Origin of the sequence: Aeromonas sp. A35_P, assembly GCF_002259925.1 — a bacterium.
In the GTDB taxonomy this organism is placed as follows: Bacteria; Pseudomonadota; Gammaproteobacteria; order Enterobacterales; family Aeromonadaceae; genus Aeromonas; species Aeromonas dhakensis.
This window is the reverse complement of sequence record NZ_NEVB01000202.1, coordinates 12,686-28,774: the sequence shown is the minus strand read 5'-3', so window position 1 is coordinate 28,774 and position 16,089 is coordinate 12,686. Positions and strand designations below refer to the sequence as shown.

At 63.4% G+C, this 16,089-nt stretch carries 17 protein-coding genes and 1 pseudogene; 7 read left to right on the top strand and 11 right to left on the bottom strand.

All coding sequences use genetic code 11. The features are described 5' to 3' along the window. Nucleotides 1-545, top strand: a pseudogene (locus CAK78_RS14595) (IS5 family transposase); the annotation flags it as partial. A 264-nt stretch (nt 546-809) separates the two neighbouring features. After that, nucleotides 810-1,190 carry a hypothetical protein gene (locus CAK78_RS14590; RefSeq protein WP_042050167.1) on the top strand — a complete coding sequence of 127 codons (381 nt, stop codon included), beginning with the start codon at nt 810-812 and terminating at the stop codon, nt 1,188-1,190. A 54-nt stretch (nt 1,191-1,244) separates the two neighbouring features. Here the strand turns inward: CAK78_RS14590 and CAK78_RS14585 are convergent, their stop codons facing one another. Together CAK78_RS14585 and CAK78_RS14580 are read right to left on the bottom strand one after the other, a co-directional pair. Next, complete coding sequence (locus CAK78_RS14585) at nt 1,245-2,018, bottom strand: substrate-binding periplasmic protein (RefSeq protein WP_094697740.1); 774 nt, start codon at nt 2,016-2,018, stop codon at nt 1,245-1,247. Between the two features lie 130 nt (nt 2,019-2,148). Continuing rightward, complete coding sequence (locus CAK78_RS14580) at nt 2,149-3,096, bottom strand: hypothetical protein (RefSeq protein WP_094697739.1); 948 nt, start codon at nt 3,094-3,096, stop codon at nt 2,149-2,151. A 214-nt stretch (nt 3,097-3,310) separates the two neighbouring features. Here CAK78_RS14580 and CAK78_RS14575 point away from each other — a divergent pair, with 214 nt between their 5' ends. The 3 genes from CAK78_RS14575 to CAK78_RS14565 all read left to right on the top strand — a co-directional run bounded on the left by CAK78_RS14575 (nt 3,311) and on the right by CAK78_RS14565 (nt 5,425). Next, nucleotides 3,311-3,610: a YnjH family protein gene (locus CAK78_RS14575; protein WP_094697738.1), complete on the top strand. Its 300-nt coding sequence runs from the start codon at nt 3,311-3,313 to the stop codon at nt 3,608-3,610. A 475-nt stretch (nt 3,611-4,085) separates the two neighbouring features. Beyond that, complete coding sequence (locus CAK78_RS14570) at nt 4,086-4,571, top strand: GNAT family N-acetyltransferase (protein WP_094697737.1); 486 nt, start codon at nt 4,086-4,088, stop codon at nt 4,569-4,571. Further along, entirely contained in the window at nt 4,568-5,425 is an 858-nt protein-coding gene (locus CAK78_RS14565; protein ID WP_094697736.1) for an AraC family transcriptional regulator, read from the top strand. Before CAK78_RS14570 ends, CAK78_RS14565 begins: the two co-directional genes overlap by 4 nt. An 87-nt stretch (nt 5,426-5,512) precedes the next feature. Here the strand turns inward: CAK78_RS14565 and CAK78_RS14560 are convergent, their stop codons facing one another. Together CAK78_RS14560 and CAK78_RS14555 are read right to left on the bottom strand one after the other, a co-directional pair. Continuing rightward, nucleotides 5,513-6,412 (bottom strand): DMT family transporter, encoded by a 900-nt coding sequence (locus tag CAK78_RS14560; protein ID WP_024941245.1) that lies wholly within the window; start codon nt 6,410-6,412, stop codon nt 5,513-5,515. Nucleotides 6,413-6,560: 148 nt separating this feature from the next. After that, nucleotides 6,561-7,001: a DUF2214 family protein gene (locus CAK78_RS14555; protein WP_005306181.1), complete on the bottom strand. Its 441-nt coding sequence runs from the start codon at nt 6,999-7,001 to the stop codon at nt 6,561-6,563. A 109-nt stretch (nt 7,002-7,110) separates the two neighbouring features. Between CAK78_RS14555 and CAK78_RS14550 the strand changes: the two genes are divergently transcribed. Further along, on the top strand, nt 7,111-8,721 hold the full coding sequence (locus CAK78_RS14550) for a sensor domain-containing diguanylate cyclase (protein WP_094697735.1): 1,611 nt from the start codon (nt 7,111-7,113) through the stop codon (nt 8,719-8,721). A gap of 15 nt (nt 8,722-8,736) precedes the next feature. Here the strand turns inward: CAK78_RS14550 and CAK78_RS14545 are convergent, their stop codons facing one another. Genes CAK78_RS14545 through CAK78_RS14520 form a run of 6 tightly spaced genes read right to left on the bottom strand, consistent with a single transcriptional unit; the run spans nt 8,737 to nt 14,008 of the window. Next, nucleotides 8,737-9,396, bottom strand: a complete 660-nt coding sequence (locus CAK78_RS14545; RefSeq protein WP_094697734.1) for an HAD family hydrolase — start codon at nt 9,394-9,396, stop codon at nt 8,737-8,739. Between the two features lie 39 nt (nt 9,397-9,435). After that, nucleotides 9,436-10,443: an ABC transporter ATP-binding protein gene (locus CAK78_RS14540; RefSeq protein ID WP_094697733.1), complete on the bottom strand. Its 1,008-nt coding sequence runs from the start codon at nt 10,441-10,443 to the stop codon at nt 9,436-9,438. A gap of 6 nt (nt 10,444-10,449) precedes the next feature. After that, nucleotides 10,450-11,226: an ABC transporter permease gene (locus CAK78_RS14535; protein ID WP_094697732.1), complete on the bottom strand. Its 777-nt coding sequence runs from the start codon at nt 11,224-11,226 to the stop codon at nt 10,450-10,452. Then, nucleotides 11,219-12,118 carry an ABC transporter permease gene (locus tag CAK78_RS14530; RefSeq protein WP_094697731.1) on the bottom strand — a complete coding sequence of 300 codons (900 nt, stop codon included), beginning with the start codon at nt 12,116-12,118 and terminating at the stop codon, nt 11,219-11,221. The genes CAK78_RS14535 and CAK78_RS14530 overlap by 8 nt, the downstream gene beginning before the upstream one ends. After that, nucleotides 12,118-12,951, bottom strand: a complete 834-nt coding sequence (locus CAK78_RS14525) for an alkaline phosphatase family protein (protein ID WP_176452805.1) — start codon at nt 12,949-12,951, stop codon at nt 12,118-12,120. The genes CAK78_RS14530 and CAK78_RS14525 overlap by 1 nt, the downstream gene beginning before the upstream one ends. Nucleotides 12,952-12,961: 10 nt before the next feature. Then, nucleotides 12,962-14,008, bottom strand: a complete 1,047-nt coding sequence (locus CAK78_RS14520) for an ABC transporter substrate-binding protein (RefSeq protein ID WP_094697730.1) — start codon at nt 14,006-14,008, stop codon at nt 12,962-12,964. A gap of 197 nt (nt 14,009-14,205) precedes the next feature. Between CAK78_RS14520 and CAK78_RS14515 the strand changes: the two genes are divergently transcribed. Continuing rightward, nucleotides 14,206-15,024: a UTRA domain-containing protein gene (locus CAK78_RS14515; RefSeq protein ID WP_176452804.1), complete on the top strand. Its 819-nt coding sequence runs from the start codon at nt 14,206-14,208 to the stop codon at nt 15,022-15,024. A 58-nt stretch (nt 15,025-15,082) separates the two neighbouring features. Here the strand turns inward: CAK78_RS14515 and CAK78_RS14510 are convergent, their stop codons facing one another. After that, on the bottom strand, nt 15,083-15,847 hold the full coding sequence (locus CAK78_RS14510; protein ID WP_094697728.1) for a helix-turn-helix domain-containing protein: 765 nt from the start codon (nt 15,845-15,847) through the stop codon (nt 15,083-15,085). Nucleotides 15,848-16,089: the final 242 nt, after the last annotated feature.

The following is a 16,089-nucleotide window of genomic DNA, read 5'->3' as shown; positions in this document are numbered from 1 at the left end:
GTCAGGGCATCCAAAGATGCTGCCGGAGCGCGTAAAAAAACTCTCCGGTGAATCAAGCCCTTGGTCGCTCTCGTGGTGGTTTTGGCAGCAAAATTCACTTGGTCACTGATGGTAATGGTTTACCGCTGGGGTTCTGCCTTTCGCCGGGGCAATCAGCGGAAATCAGATATGCGACAAGTGCGTTGGCCATGGCAAGGATCCCGACTTCATCAGGCCGTTATCGCACTCGGCCAACTCATCTTGCCGCAGATAAGGCCTATAGCAGCAGGGCTCTGCGGGCAGAACTCCGGCGCAGAAAGATAAAAGCGGTTATCCCGCAACGCAGCGACCAGCAACGGCACCATAAGGGACGTCCACTGGTGTTAGACAAAGCTCGTTATCGTAGGAGAAATGTGGTCGAACGGTGCTTCGGATGGCTGAAGAAGTTTCGCCGATTCTCAACGAGGTATGAAAAGCTGGCGGGAAGTTTTGCTGCTTTTATCAAGCTGGCTTTCTGCCTTCGTTACTTACGGGAACTATTGGTGGACAGAAAACCAGCATTTTGAGAACGCAGCCTAGGGCGGGCAATCCTGGCAGCAGGAGACAGAGCAGCAAAAAACAGTAGCGTGACATGACTGCCTGACGAGTGAGGGAGAATGAGCACAAGCGTCACAGAAATCAGATAGTTGGGCAATGGTTTCCGGTCAGGGTTCCCTACTTGGGGCGGCCTGGCGAGGGGGCGGCTGGCTGCGCAAGGATTGCCGTGGGGTAAGGCAGTCCCTAGTATTGGCAGCTATGTTATTTCCATGCAGCAAACCTTGGGACCTTCCATGAAACAGTTTGGTTTTTTTCTGGGCATCGCCATCGGTGTCATCCTGATCCTGTTCGGCAGCATCGTCATCTTCCAGGCCCTGCCTGCCGCGCTGGACGTGCTGGAGATGCCGAGCCGCATCCCCTTCGTGCGCGAGGTGTACACCTGGCTGATGACCAGTGCCAGCGGCCTGACCGGCCAGCTGGAGCAGAACTTCCTGGAGGCGTTCCAGACAGTGCTCAAGCTGATCCTGCTCATCACCTTCATGTGGGTCTGCGTCAAGCTGGTCAACATGGGGGTTCTGATCATCCGGGCCGGGGTCGACCTGATCCGCACCGCCATCGAGCACAGCGAGGGCGCCCAGACCAAGAAGTCCGAGCAAGACCATCACTTCCAGTGAGTGGCTCGCACCATGAAACAGGCCACCTTCGGGTGGCCTGTTTGCATCTGGTACTTACTCTATTCGCGGCAGGTGATCGGCCGGTGGTGGCTGCACCACATCCTGGTAGCGGGCGATGAGCTGCTTGAAGGCCTCCCCCTGTCTGACCTTGTCGAGTGCCTGTTGCAGGCGGGCGACCTGCTGTTTGTCCGCCGCCGGGTTGAAGGCGAAGCAGTTGTCCTGATCCGCCAGGGTGGCGACGGTGACGAAGGTTTCGGGGGCAAAGCCCAGCTGCCTGGCCTGATGGAACAGCATGGCCTCGTTGCCGGCCACCAGATCGGTGCGGGCCATGATGAGCTGGCGCACCACCTGATCCATGCGTTCCACCGACATCAGGTTGGCAGGGCTGATGCCTCGGTTGAGCAGTAGCTGCTCCCCCACGTCCGCCTGCATCACCCCGATCTGCAGTTTGGTCAAATCGTCCTTGCCGGTCACCTTGGGGGCATCCCGCTTGCGGCCGACCAGCGAGACCCGCGAGTGGCTGATGGGGCAGACCCAGAGGAAGTGGGGATCCCGTGCCCGGGTGTGGGCCGTGGTGAACAGCACGGCATCCGGCTGCTGGGTCAGCAGGTACCAGGCCTTGGCCCAGGGCATGAAGTGGATGGGTTGCTCCGGTTCCCCCATCTCCTGCCACATCAGTCTCAGCAGCTCCACCGCCAGGCCGGTGCTGTTGCCCGCTGCATCCAGGCCGTTGAGCGGCATGTTCTGCTCGGAGTAATAGGTGAACGCCGCGGCAGGCAGGGCGGCCCCCAGACAGCAGCAGACAATCAGACCGAGCAGACGCGACATGGCAGCACTCCTTGCGAAAAGTCGTCTTCATCCAGTTTAGGGAGTTATGCCGAGAAGTTCATGATTTCCGCTGAGGGAGCGGGCGGGAGGGGGAACAACCAGGCCATCTTGCGATGGCCTGGGAAGAGATTTACTTGAGCAGGGCTTCCATCTCGGCTTCGGCAGCGGCGCGCGCAGCTTCGGCCTTGGCGGCCGCATCGGCGACCGCCTTGCCGGCGGTGGTGGCGCTGGCGCTGCTGACCGCCTGCTTGGCGGGCTCTGTCTTGCTGGCCTGCTGCTGCACGGTGGCAGCGGCGCTGCTGACCGCCTGCTTGGCAGGCTCGGTCACCGTCTTGGTAGCCTGTTGCTGCGCGGTGGCCGTGGCGCTGCTGACCGCCTGCTTGGCGGGCTCGGTCACCGTCTTGGTGGCTTGCTGCTGCGCGGTGGCCGTGGCACTGCTGGCTGCCTTGCCGGCTTGTTGCTGGGCCGAGGTAGCGGCGCCGTTCACGACCTGCTGGGTGGTGTCAGCCATGGTCTTGCTGGCGCCCTGCTGCAGGGAACCCAGCACGCTGCCAAATACCGAGCTGCCGGTGGCGGCGCCGCTCAGGCTGTTGGTAGCTCCGGTGAGCGCACTGGCTGCCGGATTGCCCTGCGCCTGCCAGTTCTGCATCTCACTGGGCCAGCTCGGCGCGTTGGCCGCCAGGTTCTCGCCAAAGACCTGAGGTGTGCCGTCGCCCTTGAGCAGCATCACGGACATCTGGTTGGTCTGCGAGTTCCAGACCATGCCTGCCTGTTTGGCCACCTCGGGCATGGGAGCATAGCGGGAGACCACGTAGAACAGTGGCCCCTCCTGCTGCAGCTCGTTGGCGGTCTTGAGCAACTGCATGGTGCTGTCGTAATTGGGGCCGAGGATGGCGGTCATCCGGTCCTTGATCAGGGGCTGTTCAAACAGGTTGGCCTGGTTGGGATCGAAGCCGACCAGGGGTTTGAGCAGGGCCCACATCAGCTGGCTGGTGGGGCTCATCATCAGCAGGGGGGCAACGCAGGCGGACAACATCAGGCTCAGGCAGGCCGCCTGGAGCAACGGCATGATACGCATTGGGATAATATCCAAATAACGATTTGATTAATAAGGTTATATTTGTCTGGGGCCGACAAATTCAACGGGTTTTCCTGGCCCGGTTCTGAGACGGGCGGGCAGGCGCTGGCAGGCTACCATATTGGCTTGGGAATGCCAGAGAGGGCACCGCATATTAATCAAGTTTGTGCGGCTGCCGGTCGCTTCCATTCTTCATCAAGCGAGGAGTGAGATCATGAATTCAGGCAAGAGGGGAGGCGGCTGGCTGCTGCTGGCATTGCTGGGCGGTGCGACCGGTATCGGCGTGGCGGCAGAACCGAAGCGGACGGAAGTGGGCAGCGAGCTGGTGTTGCCGCTGGGATCTCTGCCGGAGCGGGTCTGCTGGTTTCAGGATCAGAAGTATTCGGCAGGGGCCCGGATCCGGCAGGGCGATGACTGGCTGGAGTGTGCTGCGCAAAACGAACAGGAGAGCAACGGGCCTCTGGTCTGGCGCGAGCCACAAAGGGCGTCAGATGCGGCTGGCAAGGCGACGTAGAACGGCACCATCACAGTGGGCCAGTGAGGCTTTTCTTGATCCAGCTAAAGACATGGACGTGACCTCTATCGCATAATGCGGCTCTTTTCCTCTCTTGACTGGGACTTCAGAAATGGCTCGTCGCTCTTCCAACACTCAACGTCGTCGCAACAGCTGGTGGTACAAACGCCTGTTGGTACGGGAACGTGCAGAGCGCGAAGCGCGTTCCGTTCGAGATTGATACTGCAGTGAAACACGGAGCCTCTGGCTCCGTGTTTTTATTCATCATGCGCCGTGATGATGCGGGGGCCCTTGGGCCCCCGTTTTGTTTGTCCGCCGCCCGGAGCTGCCAGTGGACGGAGCCGTTCACCTGGTCCGGCCCGCGGCGCTGGCCCATGCCGATGGGACGCCGAATTGCCCGCGCAAATAACCGTGGCAGGGGGATGACCGGATTCCTCTGATACTGCATGATGAAGTTTTCGAGAAGGAGCCTCAGATGCAGATCACCATTCGTCACGCCGAACCGGCCGATGCCCCCGCCTTGCGGGATCTCTATGCCATGCCCAATGCCCAGGCGGGCACCCTGCAACTGCCCTATCCGACCCTGGGGGTCTGGCAGAAGCGACTGGAGAGCGGCAGCGTGGTGGCGCTGGTGGCTGAGGTCGATGGTCTGCTGGTGGGGAATATTTCTCTCCATATCGAGCCCAACCCCAGGCGCAAACACGTGGCCTGTATCGGCATGGGGGTGCGGGATGACTGGGCGGGCAAGGGAGTGGGCTCCGCCCTGTTGGGGGCCGCGCTGGAGATGGCCGACAACTGGCTCAACCTGCGCCGTATCGAGCTCACCGTCTACACCGACAATCAGGGGGCGCTGGCGCTCTATCGCAAGTTCGGTTTCATCGAGGAGGGGCTGGCCCGTGGTTTTGCCTTTCGCCATGGCGAATATGTGGATGCCCTCTACATGGCGAGGATCCGGCCATGATCGACTACCGCCGCCGGCTCATCCCGGTGCTGCGGGCGCTGGAGCAGGATCCGGATCTCACCATCGAGGCGCTGGCGGAGCGGGCCTGTCTCTCCCTCTACCATTTTCACCGGGTGTTCACCGCCGTGGCGGGGGAAGCCCCGGGCGAGATGTGCCGGCGCTTGCGCATGCAGCGGGCCGCCTGGCAGCTCTGCTACACAGATGCCAGCGTCACCGCCATCGCGCTGGGGGCGGGGCTCGGCAGCTCCCAGGCCTTCGCCAAGGCGTTTCGTCGCTACTATGGCTGCACCCCGGGAGAGTTTCGCCGCGACAAGGGCAAGAACGGACACCTGGAGAGCAAGGATGGACACGCATGGGATGGTCTGTCCCCTTATGCTGAAGGCCACTCATCAGCAAGGAACAACACCATGAAAACCATCGAGATGGATGCCCGTACCCTGGCCTATGTGCGGGTCACCGGTCCCTATGGCGAAGGCTATGATGCCGTCTGCGGCCGCCTGCACCAGTGGGCCGCCGCCCGCGGGCTGGAGGGCGGGGAGTGGATCTTCATCTACCACGACAACCCGGAGGTGACGCCGCCGGCCCAGTGCCGCACCGATATCGGCATCACTGTGCCGCCCCAGACCCGGGGCGAGGGGGAGGTGGAGACCCAGCTCATTCCGGCCGGCCGTTATGCCCAGTCCCGTTACCTCATTACTGATCGCAGCCAGTACGGGCCGCGCTGGCAGGAGCATGTGGGCGACATAGTGGCGGCCGGGCTGGAGTTTGGCAGCGGTCCCTGCTTCGAGCTTTACCACAGCGTGAGCAACGATCCCCTGCGCGATGACGTGAGCTTTTGCTCCAGCGTGCGCTAGACGTGCGGCAATAAAACGAGGCGCCTGTGGGCGCCTCGTTTTATTTGGGATGGAGGCTGGCCGTTTGCGCTGTCGGCCGCTGTCGCATCAGGGCTGGCTAGGCACCTTGTCCCGCCGGGATTTCCACCACCAGCGCAGGCGGATCTGGGAGATCAGCATACCCGCCAGCATCAGGGCGCAGCCGACGAAGGCGCGCTCGTCCAGGGTCTCCCCCAGCAGCAAGACGCCGCCAATGGCGGCGAACACCGTCTCCAGGCTGAGAATGATGGCGGCATGGGCCGGGTGGGCGCCACGCTGGCCCACCACCTGCAAGGTGTAACCCACCCCCACCGACACCAGGCCGGCATAGAGCAGCGCCTGCCAGCCGGCCACGGCACCGGCTACCGAAGGGGTCTCGATGAGGAAGGCGGTGGCCAGGCTGAGCAGGCCGCACACCACGAACTGAACGCCGGCGAGGCGAATGGGGGCGACCCGACTCGAGTAGTGATCCAGCACCAGCAGGTGCACCGCCCAGAACAGGGCTCCCACCACCTGCAGCAGGTCGCCGTAGCCGATGGTGAAGTCTTCGGTGACGCTGAGGTAGTAGAGCCCCGCCATGGCGATGAGGGCGCCGACCCAGGTGTTGGCCCCCGTCTTGTGGCGCAAGGCCAGGCCGATGACGGGCACCAGTATGATGTAGAGGCCGGTGATGAAGCCCGCCTTGGCGGCCGTGGTGTAGAGCAGCCCCACCTGTTGTAGCGATGCGGCGCTGAACAGCACGGTACCGGCGATGAGGCCGCCGGTCAGCAGCAGGCGGCGATCCCCGGCCTGCCCGCCCGGCTGGCGGGATTTGAGCCACCACAAGAGCGGCAGTAAGGAGAGGGCCCCCAGCAGAAAGCGCAGGCCGTTGAAGGTGTAAGGGCCCATGTGGTCCATCCCGAGCCGCTGGGCGACGAAGCCCAGCCCCCAGATGGCGGCGGCCATCAATAACATCATGTTCGAACGCATAGATTCATCCCTGAAAGACGGACGGGCAGGGCCGTGCCGCAAAGCTCCAGCCTCCAAGATAACCGTGAGCGGGGGGATTTGTCTTGCGCTGTCGGTGAGGTCGGCGCTGTGGATGGTGAGCCACCCCGCAGCACCGGGCCGGGAGGGCTCAACCGTTGGCGATTCTGGCCAGCAGGGGAATGAGGGCGAGCAGCAGCAGGTTGCCGCGCAGGATCCAGATCACCCAGAACTGCTGCTGAATGGATACCATGGGGGCGCGCCCCTGGCGGAGGGAGCGGCGCCAGCGGTAGAAGAGGCGGCTGGGGTAGCCAAAGCTGATGGCCATCACGAAGAACAGCAACAGCTTGGTGCGATAGCCAGGGTTGGCGAGCAGCACGGCCGGTTCATCGGGGTGGGCGAGCACCTGCAGTACCCCGGTGATGAAGATGAGCAGCAGGGCCAGCGCCGCCAGGCCGTCGGCCAGCAGCAGTTTGCGCACCTGCTCGATGGACATGCCGCGGCGGAACAGGAAATATTCGGAGGTGATCGCCCCGGTCAGGGTGATCACGGCGCAGTAGTGCAGCGCCATCAACAGGTCCGGGTTCAGCATCCGTGTCGATTACCTCTAATTGAGCAGACCAACAGCTTCCCTTTGGACGCCATCTCGCGCTGCTGATATTCTGACACTACGCGTGGTCTGGCAATAGCAGGAGTCAGGATTGGTCAAACGAGCGGTCGCCAAAAAAACCTGGTCCCTGATAGCCAGGATGCGTCTGGGGCTGCTTTTGCTGTTCATCCCGGTGCTGATGCTGGACGGCATCTACTACCTGCACATGGAGCGGAGTCTGCAAAGCGAGCTGCAGCAGCGCCTGCTCGCCACCAACCACCAGCTTCGTCACGTCTTCATCGAGCCCTATCTGCACGAAATGGAGCGCCAGTTCACCCTCATCTACGACCGAGTCAAGGTGGAGGACATCAGCGGTCCCCGCCTGCTCAACACCGAGAGCTATCTGAAGGAGTGGCAGCTCTACAAGGGGGTCATGGCCGATCTGGTCTACATCTACATAGGTACCGCCGAGCGCCAGATGCTGATCTACCCGGATTGGCAGGCGGACGCCAACTTCGATCCCAGGGTGCGCCCCTGGTATCAGCTGGCCAGCCAGCATGTGGGCAAGATGGTCTGGACCGAGCCCTATTACGACTACACCAACGGCAACCTGGTGATCGCCCTGGCGCGGGCCCTGACCGACAGGGAGGGCAAGGTGCGCGGGGTCCTTGCGGTCGATGCCATCCTGGCTCCCTTCTCCGCCCAGCTGAGCCGCCAGCTGGGAGATGGCTACCAGATGGTCGTCAACCAGTCCGGCAAGGTGCTGGCTCACCCCGATGTCGCCCAGCTGCTCAAACCCATGGCTCACCCCGAGTGGCTCTCTCGTTTCAAGCAGGAGGATGGCATCTTCCTGGACAAGGCCTCCAGCCAGTTCGTGGCCTATAGCAGGCTGAAGGAGCGCAACTGGGTGTTGATCAGCGTGCAGCCAGCGGCCAGCGTGATGGCGGTGGTGGACAGGGTCTCCCTCAACGTGCTGCTGATGGTGGCGCTGGCCTGCGTGCTCTACCTGATGTTGGCGTTGATCTGGTCCCGCTATTTCCGCCGCATGCTCGACGAGATCTCCAGCATGATCCGGGCCAGCAGGATGGCGCCCGACGGGGTGCCCCAGGGGGGCATGCGCGAGCTCAGGCACGTCTATGCCGAACTGGCCGAGGTGAGCAAGGATTATCACGAGGCGCGCCAGCAGGCCAATCTGGACAAGCTGACCGGCCTCTACAATCGGCGCTTCTTCGACGAACGTTTCCACCGACTGCTGCAGGATCAGCAGCCGTTCTGCATGGCCATGGTGGATCTGGATGACTTCAAGCGGGTCAACGACACCTTCGGCCATCAGACCGGAGATGTGGTGCTCAAGCGGGTGAGCCAGCTCGGCCGGGCCCTGCTGGGGGATCACGGCTGGGTCTGCCGTTACGGTGGCGAGGAGCTGGTGGTGCTGCTGGTCAACCCGGACATCCACTTCTGCCAGATGTTGCTGGAACAGTTTCGCAGGGGGGTGGAGTCACTGGACTGGCGCGAGCCGGGGCTCAGGATCACCTTGAGTGGCGGGCTGGTGGCCAGCCGGGCGGGAGAGGATGGCAAGGCGCTGCTGGTGGCGGTCGATGCCGAGGTATATCGCGCCAAGCGTGACGGCAAGAACCGTATCTATCTGGGCCGGTCAGAGGTGAAGGGGCAGGAGGAGGCGCCCCCTGCCGACGATACGCTGCTGAGCAATGAAGAGGCCTGAGGGCCTCTTCTTCATTCAGGAGGCCAGTTGCCAGTCGAGGGTGGGCCAGGCCTGCTCGGCGGCAACCTGGCGCAGCCCCGGTGCGGGATTGACCGCGTGGGGGTGGGTCACCGCCTGCAACAGCGGCAGATCGTTGTGGGAGTCGCTGTAGCCGTGGCTCTCCCGCCAGAGGTCGGCGCTGGCGGCAAACAACTGGTTGATGCGGGCCACCTTGCCCTCGCGAAAACTGAGGGTGCCGCGGGTCTGGCCGGTCAGCATGCCGGCCTCTTCATCCAGCAGGATGGCCACGCAGTGATCCATCCCCAGCATCTGCGCCATGGGGGCCACCAGGTGCTCGCCGGAGGCCGAGATGAGCACCAGCTCGTCGCCCCGCTTGCGGTGCCACTCGATGCGCTCCACCCCCTCCGGGTAGATGCGATCGCGCAACACCTGCTCGGCAAAGCGGGCACAGAGCGGGTCGAGCCACTGGCGCGACTTGCCCGCCAGCGGCTGCAGGGTGAAGGCCATGTATTGATGCATGTCCATCTTGCCCTGATGGTAGAGGGACATCATCGCCTGCTCCTCGGCGATCATGCCGGCCGGGGCCAGCTCCTCGGTCACCATGTACTCCAGCCAGAGGCTGGCGGAATCCCCCGCGATCAGGGTCTCATCCAGATCAAACAGTGCCAGTGCCATGGGTGCTCCTCGCAGTGAAAATGGAAATGAAATGCGGCGTCATGCTACCTCACAGAGTTGATCCCGGGCCACCACCAGGGTCACGGCGCTGCCCACCGGCAGCAGATCCCGGGCCGAGCGGTTGAGGCAGTCCACCGTCAACAGGCCCGCCTCGCACTCCACCTGATAGCGGATCACGTTGCCAAGCAGCTGCTGCCCGCGGATGGTGCCAGGCAGGTGCGGCTCGTCGCTGCGGGCGCCGGCCGCCAGCAGGGAGAGGGACTCCGGTCGCAGCGCCAGCTTGCCACGGCAGTGCGGGCCAAACAGGGCCTTGGCCTGCTCGCCATCGAGCAGGTTGTAGTTGCCGATAAAGCCGGCCACGAAGGCGTCGGCGGGGCGGGTGTAGATCTCCTCCGGCGTGCCGCTCTGGACGATGGATCCCTTGTTCATCAGGAAGATCCGATCCGACATGGTGAGCGCCTCCTCCTGATCGTGGGTGACGAAGATGGTGGTGAGTTCAAGGCGTTGCTGGATCTCGCGGATCTGTTGGCGCAGGCTGCGGCGAATACGGGCATCCAGCGCCGAGAGCGGCTCGTCCAGCAACAGGATCCGCGGTTGTACCACCAGCGCCCGGGCCAGTGCCACCCGCTGACGCTGGCCGCCGGAGAGTTCGGCCGGGTAGCGGCGCTCGAAGCCGGTCAGCTCCACCAGCTCCAGCGCCTCCTGCACGCTGGCGGCGAGATCCCGCCCCGGCTGGGGCTTCATCTTGAGGCCGAAGGCGACGTTGTCCCACACAGTCATGTTGGGGAAGAGGGCGTAGCTCTGGAATACCATGCCGATACCCCGCTTCTGGGGTTCCTGCCAGGTAATGTCCTCACCGGCCACCCGCACCTGACCGCCATCCACCGGGGTGAGCCCGGCCAGCGCCCGCAGCAGGGTGGACTTGCCGCAGCCGGAGGGGCCGAGCAGGGTCACCAGCTCCCCCTTGCGGATGCCGAATTCGATCCCCTCGAACACCTTGGTGTCGCCGTAGGATTTGTGCAGTTGATTCACTTCTAGATGGAACATGTTGATTCACCGATGAAATCTGTTCGCCGCCCAGGTGAGCAGCAGGGTCAGCAGGAAGTAGCTCATCACCAGCGCGCTGGTGAAGTGGCCCGAGGTCGAACGCATGTTGTAGAGGTAGACCTGCAGGGTCTCGTAACGGGTGCCCACCAGCATGTTGGCAAACACGAACTCGCCGAGCAGGAAGGAGAGCGAGAGAAACAGCGCCGCCAGCAACCCCTTGCGCAGACAGGGGATCACCACCAGCAGGAAGGCGCGGCTGCTGCTCGCCCCCAGCAGGTGGGCGGCATCCATCAGATCTTTCAGCGGCACCCCCTGCAGGCTGTTGGCCAGTGCCCGGTACATGAAGGGGAGCACCACGGTGAACCAGGTGCCGATCAGGATCCACGGCGTGCCGATAATGGGCAGGACGCCGTCGGCGTAGATCTGCAGCAGCCCTACCGAGGAGACCACCGGTGGCACCGCGAAGGGGAGCAGGATCAACAGGTTCATCCAGGGATCCAGCTTTGGGAAGTAGTAGGCCACCACCAGCACGGTGGGCACCAGCACCAGGGTTCCCAGCAGCAGGGTGGCGAAGCAGACCAAGAGGCTTCGGCCAAACGCCGCCAGAAAGCGCGGGTCGCCCCAGAGCTTCAGATACCAGTCGAGGGTGAAGCCGTCAGGCAGCAGAGTGGCCCCCCAGCGGGTGGAGATGGAGTAGAGAAAGGTAGCCAGCAGCGGCAACAGCAGGGTGGCCACCAGAGCCCCCAGCACCCACTTGGGCCAGCGCGGCGTCAAATCATGCATGGGATTGCCCCTTGTTCACGTAGCTCTTTTTCAGCAGCCACTGGTTGGCGGCCGTCACCACCCCCAGCAGCACCATCAGGATCACCGCCAGCGCCGCCGCCATATTGGGCTCGAGGAAGATGTCGCCGGAGACCAGGCTGGCCACCCGGATGGTCACCAGGTTGAAGTTGCCGGTGGTGAGGGCATAGGCGGAGGCATAGGCCCCCACCGCGTTGGCAAACAGGATGATCAGGGTGCCGAGCAGCGCGGGGGTGAGCACCGGCAGCGCCACGTGCCACACATACTGCCCCTTGCTCGCCCCCAGCAACGCAGCGGCCTGGGGCCACTCATCCTGCAGCGCATCGAACGCCGGATAGAGCAGCAGCAGGGCGAGCGGGATCTGGAAGTAGGTGTAGATGAGGATGAGGCCGGTGCCCGAGTAGAGGTTGAAGCCGTCGATGAGGCCCCAGGATTTCAGCAGCAGGGTCACGGCGCCATTGATGCCGAGAATGATGATGAAGGCGAACGCCAGCGGCACCCCGCTGAAGTTGCCGGTCATGGTGACGAAGGCCAGCAGCAGCCGTTTCACCCGCTCGCTGCTGTGGCGCAGCGCGGCCGCCCCGAGCGTGCCGATGGCGAGCCCCGCCAGACTGGCGATGCCGGCGATGCGCAAGGAGTTGCCGAACGATTGCAGGTAGAAGGGGGAGCTCAAAATCTCCCGGTAGTAGTCGAGGCCCCAGCCATCCGGGGTCTGAAAACTGCCCACCAGCACCCATGCCATGGGGGCGAGCTGGAACAGGATCATCAGGAGGATGAACGGCAGCAGCACCAGAGCGGGCAGCCAGTGGCGGCGCAGCCGGCGCCGGGTGATGGCGGGTTGATCCGCGAGGATCTCGGTGGTGGCGGGCATCATCAGTGTACCTCCGGCAGGTTGCCGGCCTTGAGCAGCGGCGGGCAGCCCGGCTTGTCGTGGGAAACCCCCAGCAGGTCGGCCATCAGGGCGCAGAGCTGGGTCTGCTGCATGGCGGGGCCGGCCGGCCACTGGGCCACAAACGCATCGCCAAACAGCCAGAGCGGTACCCGGCGCTCCTCGGCCAGGGTACCGCCGTGGCTCAAGTCGTTGTTCATGCCGTGATCCGAGGTGATCACCACCTGATACCCCTCCGCCAGCCACTGGGGCAGCAGGTCGGCCAAGAGGCTGTCCATCCGGCGTGCCTGATTGCGGTACTGACGGGAGTCGAGGCCGAACCTGTGGCCCGCGTCATCCACCCCCATCGGGTGGATCAAGAGAAAATCGGGGTCGTACTGGCTGCGCAGCCACTCGCCATCCATCAGCAGATGGCTGTCGGGGTAGCCGTCATCCCAGTAGAAACAGCCGTGCTGAATCGGCAGTCGCTCGTCATGGGTGAAGCGATCGCGGGCCGCTTGCCAGGGGCTCTGGTTGTAGAGTTCGCTCACCCAGTGATAGGCCGCGGCCGCGGTGCGTTTGCCGCCCGCGCGGGCCAGATGGAAGATGGACTCCTGCCGGCTCAGATGGCTCACCCCGTTGTGGGTGATGCCGCTCTCCACCGGCGTCGTCCCGGTCAGGATGCACTCGTAGAGAGGCCGGGAGAGGGAGGGGAGGGCGCAGCTCAGGGTGGCCTGCAGCCCTTGCCCCGCCTCCACCATGCCTGCGAGGTAGCCCATGCAATGGGCTACCTCGGCAGAGAGGCCATCCACAAGTACCACTATCACCTTGTGTTGCACTGGCTGCTCCTTACTGCATGTTGATCATGACGGTTTCCTGCCACTGGCGCGGCAGGGCCTTGGAGCTTTGCTCCCAGGCGGCGTGATCCTGGACCGGCTTGGCGTTGGCGTACTGCTCGGCCGGCAGCAGCTTGGCCTTGACGTCATCCGGCAGGGTGACGTTGCTGCGGATCGGGCGGGCGTAGCCGCGCGCCAGGTTGATCTGGCCGGCGTCGGAGAGGATGTATTCCCGCGCCAGCTTGGCGGCGTTGGGGTTCTTGGCCCACTTGTTGATGATGGTGGTGTAGCCGGCGATGACGGAGCCGTCGCTCGGGATCACCACCTCAAACTTCTTGGGGTCGATCTGGTCGCGGTAGTTCAGGGCGTTGAAGTCCCACAGCACCCCCACTTCCACCTCGCCCTTCTCGATGTTGGCGATGGTCGGGTCGTTCAGCGACAGACGGCCCTGCTGGGCCAGCTTGCCGAACAATTCCAGGGCGGGCTTGAGATTCTTCTCGCTGCCACCGGTGGCATAGGCCGCCGCCAGCACGCCGTTGTTGGCCTGGGAGGCGACGCCCACGTCACCCAGAGTCACCTTGTAGTCGCCACCCAGCAGGGATTGCCAGCTGGTGGGTGCGGCCTTGACCAAATCCTTGTTGATCAGGAAGGCGATGGTGCCGGTATAGGCCAGCATCCAGTGACCATCCGCATCCTTGGCCCAGTTGGGAATGTCGGCCCAGGTGGAGGGTTTGTAGGGCTGGGTGACACCCTGTTTGACCGCCACCGGGCCGAAGGCGCCGCCCACGTCGCCGATGTCGGCGGTGGCGTTGCCCTTCTCGGCGGCGAACTTGGCGATCTCCTGGGCCGAGCTCATGTCGGTGTCCTGATGCTTGATGCCGTAGATGCTGCCGAGCTGCTGCCAGGTATCCTTCCAGTTGGCCCAGCTGTCCGGCATGCCGATGCTGCTGAGCTGGCCTTCGCCGCGAGCGGCCTTTTCGAGATCCGCTATGTTTTCGGCGGCAAACAGTGGTTGGCTGATGGCCACCAGGGCCAGTGCACTTGCGATCACGCTTTTCATCATCCCATCCCTCTGGACTAGGTCAGTTAAGGTTCGAGAGGGATGCTAGAGGGGAAATATGACGGTGGCGGGGCGCTTTGATGGCAGTTTGATGACAATCGCCCTGTCATGGCGCTGTCATCCTGCGCGGTTACAACTCTCAATCCGAGTGAGGCTGGACTACTCCAGCGAGGGTTGAACCAGCCACGGCAGCCAGGATGATCGACAGGAAGATGAGCGTGATCGAACCGAGATTGAGCGAGCGGGTTGCGGCCGATGGCCGCGCCTCCAAGTGTGAACAGATTTGCCAGACCCTGCGCCGCTATATCGGCAGCGGCCAGCTGGCGGCGGGCCAGCAGCTGCCGGCCGAGCGGGCCCTGAGCGAGCGCTTCGCCACCACCCGCATCACCATCAAGGAGGCGCTCTCCAGTCTCGAGGCGGACGGCCTCATCTACCGGGCCGAGCGGCGCGGCTGGTTCGTGGCGCCCCCCAGGCTCACCTACGATCCCGCCATCCACACCCATTTCCATCAGTGGATCGGCGAGCAGCAACGCACCGCCGAGACCCGGGTACTGGCCCACGGCAGCGAGCTGGCCAGCAGCGAACTCTGCCGCTGGATGGGGCTGGAGCCTTTTACGCCGCTCTATGAAATTCGCCGTCTGCGCCTGATCGATGGGCGCCCCGTGCTGCACGTCAGCCACCATCTGCTGGCCAGCCGCTTTCCCGACATCGCCAGCGCGCCGCTGGCCAGCTCCCTCACCGAGCTCTATCAGCAGCGCTATGGCATAGGCCAGGGCGGGGCGAGCCTCGAGATCACCCCCTCGGCGGCGCGCGGCGCCATCGCCCGCGCCCTCAATCTGGCGGAGGGGAGCGCCGTGCTGCGGCTGGTGCGGGTCAATTACGACGAGCGGGGAGCGCTGGTGGATTGCGACATCGAGCATTGGCGGCCGGATGCCATCCGCATTCACCTCGACACACGAATATTGCAGCCCCTCGCAGGCAAGCCGCAGCAAACCCGGCTCGCGGAGCAGGGGTGAGTCGGCACGCAACGTCAGCCTGGGAAGGGGGGGGCGGATCCCGCGGGATCCGCCGGGATCAGTTGTCGATATTGGGGATCAGGTCGTCGAAACTCTGGTAGCCGCAGTCGGCCAGTTGCAGCGACATGGTGTAGGTCTTGCTGTGTTCCTGATGGCCGATGGCGGGACGATTGAGCTTGAGCTCCTGGTGCCAGTACTCCTTCATCCGCTCGATCAGCGCCATCGCTTCGCTCTCGTTGAGATGGAGCTGGCACAGCGCCATGTAGTTGTTGGACTTGTGCATGTTCTCCACCAGATAGTCCCCCAGCACCGACATGGCCTGGCGCGCCTGCTGGCGGGCGAAGCGGCTGTGCTGCTCGAAGCTGATCCGCTCGCTGATGAGGAAGTGGTAGCTGTTGTCGATGCCGAGCTGCAGGATGCCGAGCTTCTCCAGCTTGCGCAGATAGAGGTAGCAGGAGGCGTCGGTCAGGCCGTACTCCCGCTTGAGATCGATCAGGGTCTTGTCGCGCCAGAAGATGTTGGCAAGAAAGGCATAGAGACCTGGCTCATTGTGGAACGCCTCGTCCTGCTCCTGGGTGAAGACGGCGCGCCGGCTCTGGGCGTCCTGGGTGCGGTCCAGCAGCTCTTCGAACGACAGCCCTACCAGGTGGCACACCTCCAGCAGGGTATCGAACGGCAGGGAGGGCTTGTTCATCATCCGTTTGACGGTGGCGATGGAAACCCCCATGGCTTCCGCCAGGGTCTGATAGCGGATCCCCTTGTCGGTCAGGGTCTTCTTCAGAGTGTCGAGAATATTGTTGGCCAGGGTCTGGCTGTAGGTCATGCAACTATTCCTTTATCTGCATTTTTATGTTGTGGCAGAAATTGAGTTCTTTTGTCGTTATGGGCTCAGATACTGACACTTTAAAAAACCAGAGGAAACAAACCCGACGTAATCGATTGAAATGGCCAGACCAGTCGCGCTCGAAGGTTGCAGATAGTGATACTCTGCGGTGCATATCCTTCAACCGTTCAACATTTTGCTGGTGGCGCATAAAACATCGCGCATAATTCAAAACGAATCGG

What these genes read in the sequence shown, in the direction of transcription:
- CAK78_RS14565 (WP_094697736.1), top strand. Translation starts at nt 4,568, where the DNA reads ATGATCGACTACCGCCGCCGGCTCATCCCGGTGCTGCGGGCGCTGGAG.
- CAK78_RS14585 (WP_094697740.1), bottom strand. Translation starts at nt 2,018, where the DNA reads ATGTCGCGTCTGCTCGGTCTGATTGTCTGCTGCTGTCTGGGGGCCGCC.
- CAK78_RS14560 (WP_024941245.1), bottom strand. Translation starts at nt 6,412, where the DNA reads ATGCGTTCGAACATGATGTTATTGATGGCCGCCGCCATCTGGGGGCTG.
- CAK78_RS14535 (WP_094697732.1), bottom strand. Translation starts at nt 11,226, where the DNA reads ATGCATGATTTGACGCCGCGCTGGCCCAAGTGGGTGCTGGGGGCTCTG.
- CAK78_RS14580 (WP_094697739.1), bottom strand. Translation starts at nt 3,096, where the DNA reads ATGCGTATCATGCCGTTGCTCCAGGCGGCCTGCCTGAGCCTGATGTTG.
- CAK78_RS14590 (WP_042050167.1), top strand. Translation starts at nt 810, where the DNA reads ATGAAACAGTTTGGTTTTTTTCTGGGCATCGCCATCGGTGTCATCCTG.
- CAK78_RS14575 (WP_094697738.1), top strand. Translation starts at nt 3,311, where the DNA reads ATGAATTCAGGCAAGAGGGGAGGCGGCTGGCTGCTGCTGGCATTGCTG.
- CAK78_RS14545 (WP_094697734.1), bottom strand. Translation starts at nt 9,396, where the DNA reads ATGGCACTGGCACTGTTTGATCTGGATGAGACCCTGATCGCGGGGGAT.
- CAK78_RS14540 (WP_094697733.1), bottom strand. Translation starts at nt 10,443, where the DNA reads ATGTTCCATCTAGAAGTGAATCAACTGCACAAATCCTACGGCGACACC.
- CAK78_RS14530 (WP_094697731.1), bottom strand. Translation starts at nt 12,118, where the DNA reads ATGATGCCCGCCACCACCGAGATCCTCGCGGATCAACCCGCCATCACC.
- CAK78_RS14510 (WP_094697728.1), bottom strand. Translation starts at nt 15,847, where the DNA reads ATGACCTACAGCCAGACCCTGGCCAACAATATTCTCGACACTCTGAAG.
- CAK78_RS14515 (WP_176452804.1), top strand. Translation starts at nt 14,206, where the DNA reads ATGATCGACAGGAAGATGAGCGTGATCGAACCGAGATTGAGCGAGCGG.
- CAK78_RS14520 (WP_094697730.1), bottom strand. Translation starts at nt 14,008, where the DNA reads ATGAAAAGCGTGATCGCAAGTGCACTGGCCCTGGTGGCCATCAGCCAA.
- CAK78_RS14555 (WP_005306181.1), bottom strand. Translation starts at nt 7,001, where the DNA reads ATGCTGAACCCGGACCTGTTGATGGCGCTGCACTACTGCGCCGTGATC.
- CAK78_RS14570 (WP_094697737.1), top strand. Translation starts at nt 4,086, where the DNA reads ATGCAGATCACCATTCGTCACGCCGAACCGGCCGATGCCCCCGCCTTG.